This is a genomic window from Streptomyces sp. NPDC020299 (genome assembly GCF_044387825.1).
GTDB lineage: Bacteria > Actinomycetota > Actinomycetes > Streptomycetales > Streptomycetaceae > Streptomyces.
Genome location: NZ_JBIRWL010000015.1, coordinates 118,396 through 130,062, shown reverse-complemented (window position 1 = coordinate 130,062; position 11,667 = coordinate 118,396). Strand labels below are relative to the sequence as shown.

Here is an 11,667-nt window from a genome sequence, read left to right as displayed (position 1 = left end):
TCAGCCGGTGGTGGGGTGGACGATCAGCCACTCCTGGTCGTCGTCGTTGGAGCAGTCGAAGAGCGTGAGGTTGGTGTCGTTGCCGCCGGTGCTGTAGCCGGCCACGTCCAGGCACTTGTTGTCGCTGGCGAAGTTGCGGATCCAGTAGGCGCCGCTCTGCTGCTTCTGCACCCACCACAGCTGGTTGTCGGCGGTCGTGCCGTCGCAGGTGAACTCGGTGATCGCGGTCCTGACGGGCTGGGCCCCGTAGTTGGGCAGGTCCATGCAGAGCTGGTCCTTGACGTTGCGGATCTGGAAGAGGGGACGGCCGCCGGGACCGCCCTTCGCGTACTTCACCTCCAGGTTCCACAGCTGGTTGTCGTTCGTGGTGCCGTCGCAGGTGAACTCGCGTACGGGGCCGTTGATCGCGCCCTTGTCGTAGTTCGGGATGTCCGCGCACTTCTTGGTGGTGGTGTTGCGCAGCAGGATGTTGCTCGCCGGGACCACGGGCTTCGCGTGCTTCCTGGGCGCGGCCGGTGAACTGCCACCGCCACCGCCGCCACCCGAGCTCCCGCCGCCGTCATCGCCCTTGTCGCCGTCGTCGGGGGCGGCCGGTGTCCCGGCCGCGGCCGACTCGGGCGGGGCGGCCGAGGTGAGGGCCGGGGGGGGTGTCGGGGACGGGGCGAGGGTGGTGCCGGCCTCGGCGACCTTCTCGGTGGCACCGGTGCCCACGGGGGGCTTGTAGGCGATCCACAGCATCACGAAGGTGACCGCGAGAGCCGTGAGGACACCGAAGAAGGTGGCCAGCCAGCGCGGCAGGAACCCGCGCTGGACGTAAGTACCCTCCACGGGAAGGGGGTTCGTGCCCGATCGCTGGACGGCGAGCGTGTACGGCCGCTGTTCCTTCGCCCCGAACCAGATGATCTTCCGCGGCTTCAGCGTCGCCTTCACGAACGCCGCCCGGCCCGGCTCGATCTGCACGTTGCTCGGGTGGATGTCGTACGACAACTGGTCACCGTTGTCACTGCCGCTGACCGAGGCGGTGAGCTTGGTGTTGCCGAGGTTGTCGACCGCCAGCCGGGGCCGCCCACGGAACCGGCCCTTCACCGTCGGCGGCACCAGCTCCGCCCGCACCTCCGTGAACGGGGTGATGGTGAGGTTGCCCTCGGGGACCGTCGTCGCCTCGGGGTGCTCGGTCGGTGTGATCCGCACCGCGTACGGGTTCGGCCCTGCCGTCGCGTCCGGGGTGCGCGGCGGCGCGAAGGTCAGCTCCACCGTCCCCGTCGTCCCCGGGTAGAGCCGCAGGGTCTGCGGTTCCACGGTCGTCCAGGGCGCTATGGGCCCCACCGGCTCGAAGCGGTACTCGTCGACCACGTCACCGGTATTGCGCAACCGCAGCCGCACACACGTACTGCCACCCGGATCCACCGTCGCGGAAGCGGGCTCGAGTGAGGTCCAGAGAGTCATGTCGTCACACCGTCAGCTTGATGGCTTCGAGCCGGCGCGCGTTGTCGAAGTGGCCGGCGGTGTTGAGGTCCGGGCGTGCGTTGTTGCAGGTCTGGTCGTCCCAGTTCTGGTCGCTGATCTTGGGCGTGCTGCAGGCCTGTCCGGAGCCCACGTTCCAGACGAAGGTCACCATGTACGGGTCGTCCTTCTTCGTGCTGCCGATGTAGTTGTCCTTGCCGTCGGCGACGATGGCCGTCCAGCTCGGCTTCCACTTGCCCTGGCCGTTGGTGGACTGGGGGTCGTACACCATGGCGGTACCGGCGGAGCCCTGGACGCCGTACACCGCGACGTTGAGCGCCTTGATCGCCTTGCCCTGTCCGACCGTGCCTGCGACGGTGCCGTCGCACACCGGCTTCTGCCAGCCGTCGTCCTGGACGTAGGCGCGGTAGCAGACGTGCCGCCCGCTGGGGTCGTGGGTCGCCAGCCGGTTCACGGCGGTCGCCGCCGTGTCCGTCTTGGGTTTGGCCGTCACCGTGGCCTTGGCGCCGCCTCCGCCGCCGCCGGACCCGCCCGCCCCGGCCCCGGCCGCGGCACCGGTCTCGGCGGCCGGCGGCGCGCTGGTCATCGCGGGGGCCGGCGGCAGCGCGGGCGACGCGGACGCCGAGGGGCTGGGGGCGAGGGTGGCGCCGGCCTCGGTGACCTTCTCGGTGGCACCGGTGCCCACGGGGGGCTTGTAGGCGATCCACAGCATCACGAAGGTGACCGCGAGGGCCGTGAAGACACCGAAGAAGGTGGCCAGCCAGCGAGGAAGAAACCCGCGCTGGACGTAAGTCCCCTCCACCGGAAGCGGGTTGGCCCCGGACCGGAGCACGGACAGCGTGTACGGCCGCTGTTCCTTCGCCCCGAACCAGATGATCTTCCGCGGCTTCAGCGTCGCCTTCACGAACGCCGCCCGGCCCGGCTCGATCTGCACGTTGCTCGGATGGATGTCGTACGACAACTGGTCACCGTTGTCACTGCCGCTGACCGAGGCGGTGAGCTTGGTGTTGCCGAGGTTGTCGACCGCCAGCCGGGGCCGCCCACGGAACCGGCCCTTCACCGTCGGCGGCACCAGCTCCGCCCGCACCTCCGTGAACGGGGTGATCGTCAGGTTCCCCTCGGGGACCGTCGTCGCCTCGGGGTGCTCGGTCGGCGTGATCCGCACCGCGTACGGGTTCGGCCCTGCCGTCGCGTCCGGCGTACGCGGCGGCGCGAAGGTCAGCTCCACCGTCCCCGTCGTCCCCGGGTACAGCCGGAGCGAGGGGGGTTCGACGGTGGTCCAGGGCGCTATGGGCCCCACCGGCTCGAAGCGGTACTCGTCGACCACGTCACCGGTATTGCGCAATCGCAGCCGCACACGCGTACTGCCACCCGGATCCACCGTCGCGGAAGCCGGTTCCAGAGAAGTCCACAGGCTCACGCCAGCACGCTACGGAAGTGCCGCCACCATGTCGCAGGACTCGGGGCAGCGCTCGCTACCCCAAGGTGCACCACGGGTGCCCCTCCAGCCGGTGCGGGGCGTTGACGATTTCGCCGTGCGACGGGGCAAAGCCGCACCTCATGGGCTGTGCGAACATTCCGAAGCGGTACGAGCCCTGCGCCGGGACCCTCGTTCAGAAGGACCTCTTCCTGGCGCTTCCCGCCGTGGGGGCCGGACGGCTGGAGAGCCCGGAGCCACCCAGCAGCAGCGCCCTGGTGGCCGCGCGGCTCTCCTCCTTGGTCGGCATCCGCTGCTTGCTGGTGTCCAGCTCCTCCAGCTCGGTCATCTCGCCGTACGTCTGGAACGGGCTCGTGGTGCTGAACTCCCTGCCCTCCGGCGGCTGTTCGGGCGCACGGGTGACCTTGAACCTGGCACCGGGCGGGAAGACCGTCTCGCCTTCGCTCTTCTGCACCACGCTGATCGCCGACGACATCTCGCCGCCGTGAAACCCCTGCGCGTCGATGGACAACGTGACCACGTACACGGCCTTCTCCGGGAGATCCAATGTCGCGCCCAGCCGCCGCGTCGTCGACTCGAACTGCACCGCCGTGTACTCCTTGCCCTCTTCGAACTGCCTGGCGTAGGCGTTGAACTGCTCGCGGGTCTCGAAAGAGAGCGTGCGCTGCACCTTCTGCTTGGTCTTGGCGATCTGCGCGAGCCCGGCGATCATCTCGGACGTCTTGTCGGCCACCTCGTACCGCTCGGGGACCTTCCCACTGCGCAGCGCCTTGTTCCACGTCTTGTACTCGCCGCCCTGGTACCTGTCGAAGAGATCCACCTGCTCAGGGGTCAGCCCCCACTCGGCGCGCAGGTGGGACCTCAGCAGCCGGACCAGTTCCTCGCCGCTGCTGACGTCGTGGTTCTGTGTCGTGTCCTCGACCAGCGCACTCAGCGCCGCCGTCTCGGCCGGGGTGAGAGCCGCCGACTGTGCCCCGAGCACGTGCCCACGCGCCTGCTCCAGTGTCAGCTTCTCACCCTTGTACGACAGCGCCCGCTGCACGGGAACGGCGTGGCCCGACGCGCCCCGCACCGCTGAACGCTGCACCGAAGGCGGCGTCGCCTGCTCGTGCCCGCATCCAGCGCCGTGTGCGGGCCGGGTCTCATCCAGAGCGCCCACCACCGCGGCGTTCCCCGCGCTGCGCTGCAGGGCGAGGAGCGCGCCGCTGTCCAGGCCGCCCGCCCCGGGCCGGACCGGGCGCAGCCCGGTCCCGCGCGTGCCGGCGGCCGGAGCGCGGCGCGACTGGGCGTCCTGCCGCGCCCTGTCCAGCTCGTAGGAACGCATGGGACTTCCCTCCGTCGGCGTGGCACGGCATACCCCGCTACGAATACGCCCGTCGCGCGCGGCCCGGAAGGCACTTTCGGGCGCCGTGGGGGGAAGTCTCAACTGCCCGGACCGGCCCGGACCTCAGGGTCACGAAGACTGCCCCATCACCTCTTCCGCCGCGGACCCACATCGTCGTAGAGAGGACTGACACCCACATCCAGGAGGCGGAGAGAGTACATGCGCGCTCATCAGGAGCAGGACCTCGAACAGGTCACCGGCAGGGCGGGACGAGGCACACGTGGAGTCGTCTCACCACCCTCCGCTCACGGGTACGCCCCGGCAGCGGGCACCCCGCTGACACCGGGGCAGGTCCTGGCGCTCCAGCGGACAGCGGGCAACGCCGCGGTGGTCCAGCGCGTCGCTCAGGAGTCGCACACGCATGACGCGCACTGCGGACACGCGCTGCCGGTGCAGCGCTCGACGGTGCACGACGTGCTGGGGACGTCCGGCCGGCCGTTCGTCGGCCCGCAGGCCGAACGGGTGTCGGCGCACTACGGCGGCGCCGACCTCTCCCACCTGCGAGTGCACACCGATGCCACCGCCCAGCGCTCGGCCGCCGAGATCGGGGCCCGCGCCTATACCTCGGGCCATCACATCGTGCTGGGCGCCGACCACACCGAGGAGGACGTCCGGCACGAGGTGTGGCACACCTTCCAGCAGGCCGCCGGACCCGTCTCCGGCGAGGACGACGGCAACGGGCTGAGCATCTCGGACGACGACTCCCACGAGGAGCGGGAGGCACGGGACGCGGCCCGGGCGCGGCCTTAGTCCGGGCCCCGGCGGAGGCACGGGCTGCCCATCCGGGCAAGAACACTGCCCCGGAACGGGTACCCGAAGACGTTTCGGAGCGCGCGCTGCGCGCGTGAGGCTGGAGTTGTTCCTGTCTCGTACCCCGAGGAGAGCAGAGCATGCCGTCCTACCTGTCGCCCGGCGTCTACGTCGAGGAGGTGGCCAGCGGCTCGCGCCCCATCGAGGGGGTGGGCACGTCGGTCGCGGCCTTCGTGGGACTCGCGCCGACCGGTCCGCTGAACGAGCCGACGCTGGTCACCAACTGGAGCCAGTACGTCGCCTCCTTCGGTGAGTTCACCGAGGGGTACTACCTCGCGCACTCGGTCTACGGCTTCTTCAACAACGGCGGATCGGCGGCCTACGTGGTCCGCGTCGGCGGCTCCGCCGAGGGCGCGTCCGTCGACGGCTCGGCGGGCACCGTCCCCGCCGCCGTGGCCGGTTCCGCCGCCCCGGCCGAGCTGCCGCCCGCCGAGCCGCGCCAGCTCGGCACGTTCGCGGTGACGGCCATCGCCCCGGCCAGCAGCGGTTCGCTGAGCGTCGAGGTCGCCGATCCGGAGGGCGAGGGCCCGGCCGAGCGGTTCAAGCTGATCGTCAAGGACGGCGACAAGCCCGTCGAGAGCTTCGACGTGACCGCCAAGAAGGGCGGCCGCAACTACGTCGTCACGCAGGTCAAGGAGCGCTCCAAGCTCATCACCGTCACCGAGGCCGCGCCGGCCGCGCAGCTGGCCCGCCCGGACAACCAGACGGTCGCCCTCCCGGCCCCGGCCGCCGCTCCCGCCGTACCGTCGTCCGGTGCGCCGTCCGGCACACCGCACGAGTCGCACCCCGGCCCGGCGACGTACCTCGGCGACTCCGCCGACCGCACCGGCTTCGGCGGCCTGGAGGCGATCGACGAGATCTCCATGGTCACGGTGCCCGACCTGATGGCCGCCTACCAGCGCGGCGCGATCGACCTGGAGGCCGTCAAGGCGGTCCAGCTCGGGCTGATCGCGCACTGCGAGCTGATGGGCGACCGGGTCGCGATCATCGACCCGCCGCCGAGCATGAACGCCCGTCAGATCCGTGTCTGGCGGCAGGAGACGGCCGGCTACGACTCCAAGTACGCGGCCCTGTACTACCCGTGGATCAAGACCTTCGACCCGGCGAGCGGCCAGTCCCGGCTGATCCCGCCGAGCGGACACGTCGCCGGCATCTGGGCCCGCAACGACTCCGAGCGCGGGGTGCACAAGGCGCCCGCCAACGAGGTCGTACGCGGCGCGGTCGACCTGGAGATCCAGATCACCCGGGGCGAGCAGGACCTGCTCAACCCGATCGGCGTCAACTGCATCCGCGCGTTCCCGGGCCGTGGCATCCGGGTGTGGGGTGCGCGCACCCTGTCCTCGGACCCGGCCTGGCGCTACCTGAACATCCGCAGGTACTTCAACTACCTGGAGGAGTCGATCCTCATCGGCACGCAGTGGGTGGTGTTCGAGCCGAACGACCACGCCCTGTGGGCCCGCATCCGGCGCAACATCTCGGCGTTCCTGGTCAACGAGTGGCGCAGCGGCGCGCTCTTCGGCCAGCGGCCCGAGGAGGCGTACTACGTCAAGTGCGACGAGGAGACCAACCCGCCGGAGTCGGTCGACGTCGGCCGGGTCGTCTGCGAGATCGGCATCGCGCCGGTCAAGCCCGCCGAGTTCGTGATCTTCCGGCTGGCCCAGTTCTCCAGCGGCAGCGGGGAGTTGGAGGAGTAGGACTCACCCGTCGTACGCCCTTTTCGTACGGCCTTTCGGTACGGCCTTTCGGTACGGCCTTTCCGTACGCGTTTCTCAGTAGGACCCTGACAAGGACAGCGAACACATGAGTCTCCAGCCGGGTGACGCCCTCACCTCACACAATTTCGGCCTGCAGATCGACGGCGTGATGGTCGAGTACCTGGCCGAGGTCAGCGGCCTCAGCATCGAGCAGGACGTCATCACCTACCAGCAGAACACCCCCAACGGCCAGAACGTGGTCAAGAACCTGCCGGGTGTGAAGAAGAACGGCACCTGCACGGTCGTGCGCGGTATGACCCAGTCGGCCTCGTTCACCCAGTGGATCAACGAGTCCATCTCGGGCCAGATGACCACGGCCCGCAAGAACGCCTCCATCATCATGATGGACTTCCAGAACAACCCGGTGAAGCGCTACCACCTGCGCAACGCCTGGTGCAACAAGATCGACGCGAGCACGGTGAAGGCGGGCGAGGCGGCCGCCCTCACCGAGACGGTGACCATCGCGTTCGAAGAACTGGTCATCGAGTAATGCGGCGTACGGCTGCCAGGGCCGGTGGCGCCGTCTCCTACTCCGGCGCGGAGGCGCCGGGGGCGGAGACGGGTGTGGACGTGTCCGGGCCGGGGCCGGAGTCGCTGCCGGCCCCTGTTCCGGGGCCCGCTTCGGGGCCCGCCCCCGTGCAGCAACAGGAGTCACTGCGCACGGAGTTCCCCTTCCAGCTGCCGCGCGGGTACGTCGACGAGGCGGGCACCGTCCACCGGGACGGTGTGATGCGTCTGTCGACGGCGCGGGACGAACTCGTCCCGCTGCGCGATGTGCGGGTGCAGGAGAACCCGGCGTTCCTGTCGGTGGTGCTGCTGGGCCGGGTCATCACCCGGCTCGGCACGCTGCCCCTGGTGCACGACGGGATCGTGGAGAACATGTTTGCCTCCGACCTGGCCTTCCTCCAGGACTTCTACCGCCAGATCAACGCGGAGGGCCACACCCGGGCCGCCGTGCGGTGCCCGCACTGCGCGGAGCCGTTCGAGGTGGAACTCGGCGGGAGCCGCCTGGGGGAATCGTGACGTACGCGACCGACCGGCTGCACGAGGAGATCGCGTACGTCGCCTACCACTTCCACTGGAGCCTGGAGGAGATCCTGGACCTGGAACACCACGACCGCCGCCGTTACACGGACCAGATCGCGTCCCTGGTGACGCGGGCCGGCGCGGAGGGCTGAGCGGTGGGTTTCCTGGACCGGTTCCGGAAGCGGGTGCCTGCGGAGGGCTCCGCCGATGCCGCGGTGGGCCCGTCGCCCGCGAGCGGTGACGTACCGACGGGCGGACGGCCGGTGGTGGCCGCCGCCTGGCCTGGGCTGCCCCCGATCCAGCGGGCGCTGGCCCCCAGCCCGTCCGGGGTCGCCGACGCCCGGTTCGGTGGGCGGCTGCCTACGTGGCAGAACCCGTCGTTCACCGCCGCGGGGTCCCCTACGGTGCTCGACGGGCGGTCGAGCGCGATGCTCGGCGGCACCTTCCGCTCGTCGACGGCACGACCCGTCTCCGGCCTCGAAAACCCGCTCGGCGCCCTGCCGTTGGCCGGCCCTCCCGGGCAGCCGGTGGTACAGCGTGCCCCGGCGGTACCGCTGCGGTTGCTTCCGCCGCGGGTGCCGGGGGTGGGGGGCGCGGCGGGTGGATCGGCCTCGCCGGCCCGAACGGCTGTGCCGAGGGGGCCGGTTGCTCCCGGCGGGCCCACCGCCACGTCCGCGTCGGCTCCGGCCGGGGCGACCGCGCCCGGCGGGCCCGCTGCGGCTGCTTCCGCGTTCGTGTCGGCTCCGTCCACCGGAGACACCCCGCCGAGCGGGCCCACTGCGTCCGCCCCCGCGATCTCGTCGGCCCCGGTCGGCGGAGCCGCGCGTACGGGAGTGCAGGCACCCTCGGTCCAGCGGGCGGGTGCCGGCGGCTCGGTGCCGCCCGCTTCGGCGCGGGCCGCCGCGGTTGCCGGTCCGGATGTCCCGGTGGTGTCTCCCGAACCGCCGTCCACCCCGGCGGCGAACGCGCCGCTCCCCGTCTCCGGTCTCCGGGCGACACCCGTGCCGACGGGCTCTTCGCCCCGGCCGAGTTCCCTCACGCGGGCGCGCACCGGGGCGGCGGCGGTTCAGCGACGGACACTGCCGGTGGCCCGACGGCTTCCTACGCCTGTGAGCGGCGCGCCCTCGGGTCCGCCGACGTCGAAGGACACGGGCTCCGCCGCTGACGGCGCCGATCCCGCGCCCACGAGCGGATCACCCACGCCACCCGCGCCCAGCGGCCCGACCAGTGCCCCTCACCACACCGAAACCGCTCCACCCGTCCAGCGACGCCCCTCCGCACCCAACAGCGGCACGACACCCAACCCGCCACCACCGGCCGGAACAACACACCACGCCGAAACCCCCGCCCAGCGACCACAAGCCACACCCACCAGCGGACCACCCACGCCACCCGCGCCCAGCGGCCCGACCAGTGCCCCTCACCACACCGAAACCGGTCCACCCGTCCAGCGACGCCCCTCCGCACCCAACAGCGGCACGACACCCAACGCGCCGACAGCACGGCACACGAGCGGATCCTCCGCGCCATCGCCGGACCACACCCCGGCCACTGCGGCTCACCGTGCCGAAACCGCGCCCACCGTCCAGCGGACAGCGACGTCGTCCGGAGGCATCGGGGCGGCCGACGGCATCTCCGTACAGCGATCCGTGACCGGCGGCGGCCCCACCCCGGCAACGCCGACCCGGGGTGAGGACTCCGGCGCCGAGCACGCCCACGAAAGCCTCCCCGACACGGCCGACGCGTCCCCGGCTCCGCCCGCGACGACCGCCCGCCCCGCCGCAACATCTCCCGTCGTCCAACGACAGCCGGGCGCCGACACCCCGCTGCCCAGCACTACGTCGCCGAACAGCCTCCGCGCGGGCACCGCACCCGCCCAGGCAGGCCTCCCCGCCACAGCCGCCACCCCGGCCCCCTCAACTCTGCCCCCGGCGAGCGCCGGTCCCGCCGCAACACCTCCCGTCGTCCAACAAAGGCCGGGCGCCAACTCCCCCCAGCCCAGCACTACATCGGCAGACCATCACCACCTCCCCGCCACAGCCGCCACCCCGGCACCCTCGACTCCGCCCCCGACGACCGCCCACCCCGCCGCAACACCTCCCGTCGTCCAGCGTCAGCCGGCCACCGGCTCCGGCCGCCCGCGCCCCGCGTCGCCCGACCCCGCTCGCGTCTCGGGTGGTCTGGGGCGCCCCACGGCTGCTGCCCGCCCCGCGCCTTCTGCCGCTACGGCCACATCCCAGCCCCGCTCCGTGGTGGACGCACAGCGGGTCGCGGCGCCCTCGAACACACCGGCCACCCCACCGCTCCCCGAACCGGCCACGCCCAGCACCTCACCCGCGCAGGACATGAGCAAGCCCCCCGTTCAGCGGACGGCGGCGCCCTCCGGCAAGGTGCCCGCGGCCGGCTCCCCCGAGCGCCAGACCCCCGTACGGGCCGACGGCTCTCCCGGCGCGACGCCCGCCATCCAGCGCAGCGTGACCGGCCGGACGTCCCGCCTCGGTCTGGGCGCACCGGTCTCCTCGCCGCCCGCCGCCCCTGCGGCCCCGTCCGTCCAGCCGAGCCCCAAGCAGCGGCCGAGCGCGCCCGCACCGGCAACACACGCCCCCGGCTCCCCCGAGCGCCGGACTCCCGCCCTCCCAGCCATCCCGACGCCTCCTACCGACCCCGCCGACGCGCCCTCGCCCGTGATACAGCGCGTCACCCGGGCCACCGCCCCCCGCCGCTCCCCCCTCGGCGTTCCCATGACCACCCCGCCCGCGGACGCGACACGCGTCGCCGCCGCACCCGCCCCGGCGGCGACGCCGAGCCACCCGACCAGCGTGCAGCGTTCAGCCACCCCCACCGCCCGTACTCCCGTGCCGGTGGCCCCTCTCACGCCACCTCCGCCCCCAGGCACCGCCGCACCCACCCCGCCCCTCCCCGTCGTCCAGCGTTTCGGAAAGTGGGCGAAGAAGCCGGCCAAGGGGGGCTCGGCCACCGGCGCCCTGGCTGCCGCCGCCGCGGCGACCGTCGCCGGCACCGTGCCCACGCCGCCCGTCACCCGCCGGACGGCGGACGCGCCGCCGCCCCCGTACACGGCCCAGGCCGCCGCTCCACCCCCGTACACCCCGCCCCCCGGCGAACCACCCCCGCCCGAATACGCGGCGATCGCGCCGGGCGCCTTCGACCCGAGGGAGCTGACCGACTTCCAGCTGGACGAACTCGTGCACCGGATCATCGGCCGCATCACCCGTCTGATCCGCACCGAACTCCGCCTGGACCGCGAACGGATCGGCAAGCTACGCGACCCCCGTCGCTGACCGGCCCGCCCCGGCCGGCCAGGAACGAAACAAACGACAGGAACGACAGAAAGGCCCCCCTCGATGTCCCGCCAGGACCCGGGCTCCACCATCTGGTTCAGCCTCAGCATCGACGGCGAGAGCCTCGGCTACTTCAACGGATGCGAGGGGCTGTCGTCGCAGGTGGAGGTCGAGCACCGCCAGGAGGGCGGCAACAACGGCTTCGTCTGGCAGCTGCCGACCCGTGTCACGTTCTCCACGATCCGGCTGACCCGCCCGCTCACCCCGGACACCACCAGGGTCGCCAAGTGGATCTCGTCCGTGCAGACGGGGATCAAGCGGCCCACCGCCCAGATCGCGGCGCTGCGCGCGGACGGTTCCGAGGTGGCCCGCTGGGGGCTGATCGACGTACTGCCGGTGAGCTGGACCGGTCCCACCCTCGACCCCGGCAACCCGGCCGTGGCGACCGAGGTGCTGGAGATCGCCCACCACGGGTTCACGGACTGAACGGGC

Annotated in this window: 10 protein-coding genes; 7 read left to right on the top strand and 3 right to left on the bottom strand. The window is 72.1% G+C overall.

Going from position 1 to position 11,667, the window contains the following annotated elements; genetic code table 11:
* The 3 genes from ACH45E_RS32815 to ACH45E_RS32805 all read right to left on the bottom strand — a co-directional run bounded on the left by ACH45E_RS32815 (position 1) and on the right by ACH45E_RS32805 (position 4,226).
* A complete protein-coding gene (locus ACH45E_RS32815; protein WP_361447139.1) occupies positions 1 to 1,446 on the bottom strand; it encodes an RICIN domain-containing protein in 1,446 nt (481 codons plus the stop codon).
* Between the two features lie 4 nt (positions 1,447 to 1,450).
* Positions 1,451 to 2,884, bottom strand: coding sequence for a hydrolase (locus ACH45E_RS32810; RefSeq protein ID WP_361447141.1), 1,434 nt, complete (start codon positions 2,882 to 2,884; stop codon positions 1,451 to 1,453).
* A 193-nt stretch (positions 2,885 to 3,077) separates the two neighbouring features.
* The gene (locus tag ACH45E_RS32805; RefSeq protein ID WP_361447143.1) at positions 3,078 to 4,226 is read right to left on the bottom strand and encodes a hypothetical protein; all 1,149 of its coding nucleotides are present in this window, start codon (positions 4,224 to 4,226) and stop codon (positions 3,078 to 3,080) included.
* 219 nt (positions 4,227 to 4,445) lie between these two features.
* Here ACH45E_RS32805 and ACH45E_RS32800 point away from each other — a divergent pair, with 219 nt between their 5' ends.
* The 7 genes from ACH45E_RS32800 to ACH45E_RS32770 all read left to right on the top strand — a co-directional run bounded on the left by ACH45E_RS32800 (position 4,446) and on the right by ACH45E_RS32770 (position 11,661).
* Positions 4,446 to 5,036: a DUF4157 domain-containing protein gene (locus ACH45E_RS32800; RefSeq protein ID WP_361447145.1), complete on the top strand. Its 591-nt coding sequence runs from the start codon at positions 4,446 to 4,448 to the stop codon at positions 5,034 to 5,036.
* Positions 5,037 to 5,176: 140 nt separating this feature from the next.
* Complete coding sequence (locus ACH45E_RS32795) at positions 5,177 to 6,790, top strand: phage tail sheath subtilisin-like domain-containing protein (RefSeq protein ID WP_361447147.1); 1,614 nt, start codon at positions 5,177 to 5,179, stop codon at positions 6,788 to 6,790.
* Between the two features lie 106 nt (positions 6,791 to 6,896).
* On the top strand, positions 6,897 to 7,340 hold the full coding sequence (locus ACH45E_RS32790) for a phage tail protein (protein ID WP_133047373.1): 444 nt from the start codon (positions 6,897 to 6,899) through the stop codon (positions 7,338 to 7,340).
* Positions 7,340 to 7,873: a hypothetical protein gene (locus tag ACH45E_RS32785; RefSeq protein ID WP_361447149.1), complete on the top strand. Its 534-nt coding sequence runs from the start codon at positions 7,340 to 7,342 to the stop codon at positions 7,871 to 7,873. The genes ACH45E_RS32790 and ACH45E_RS32785 overlap by 1 nt, the downstream gene beginning before the upstream one ends.
* Positions 7,870 to 8,028 (top strand): DUF6760 family protein, encoded by a 159-nt coding sequence (locus ACH45E_RS32780; RefSeq protein WP_165955685.1) that lies wholly within the window; start codon positions 7,870 to 7,872, stop codon positions 8,026 to 8,028. Before ACH45E_RS32785 ends, ACH45E_RS32780 begins: the two co-directional genes overlap by 4 nt.
* A 2,193-nt stretch (positions 8,029 to 10,221) precedes the next feature.
* Positions 10,222 to 11,175 (top strand): hypothetical protein, encoded by a 954-nt coding sequence (locus ACH45E_RS32775; RefSeq protein ID WP_399042043.1) that lies wholly within the window; start codon positions 10,222 to 10,224, stop codon positions 11,173 to 11,175.
* Between the two features lie 63 nt (positions 11,176 to 11,238).
* Entirely contained in the window at positions 11,239 to 11,661 is a 423-nt protein-coding gene (locus ACH45E_RS32770; RefSeq protein ID WP_361447153.1) for a phage tail protein, read from the top strand.
* Positions 11,662 to 11,667: the final 6 nt, after the last annotated feature.

Bases quoted from the DNA above. Each gene is read 5' to 3' on its own strand.
- ACH45E_RS32795 (WP_361447147.1), top strand. From the start codon at position 5,177: ATGCCGTCCTACCTGTCGCCCGGCGTCTACGTCGAGGAGGTGGCCAGC.
- ACH45E_RS32770 (WP_361447153.1), top strand. From the start codon at position 11,239: ATGTCCCGCCAGGACCCGGGCTCCACCATCTGGTTCAGCCTCAGCATC.
- ACH45E_RS32785 (WP_361447149.1), top strand. From the start codon at position 7,340: ATGCGGCGTACGGCTGCCAGGGCCGGTGGCGCCGTCTCCTACTCCGGC.
- ACH45E_RS32805 (WP_361447143.1), bottom strand. From the start codon at position 4,226: ATGCGTTCCTACGAGCTGGACAGGGCGCGGCAGGACGCCCAGTCGCGC.
- ACH45E_RS32790 (WP_133047373.1), top strand. From the start codon at position 6,897: ATGAGTCTCCAGCCGGGTGACGCCCTCACCTCACACAATTTCGGCCTG.
- ACH45E_RS32775 (WP_399042043.1), top strand. From the start codon at position 10,222: ATGAGCAAGCCCCCCGTTCAGCGGACGGCGGCGCCCTCCGGCAAGGTG.
- ACH45E_RS32815 (WP_361447139.1), bottom strand. From the start codon at position 1,446: ATGACTCTCTGGACCTCACTCGAGCCCGCTTCCGCGACGGTGGATCCG.
- ACH45E_RS32800 (WP_361447145.1), top strand. From the start codon at position 4,446: ATGCGCGCTCATCAGGAGCAGGACCTCGAACAGGTCACCGGCAGGGCG.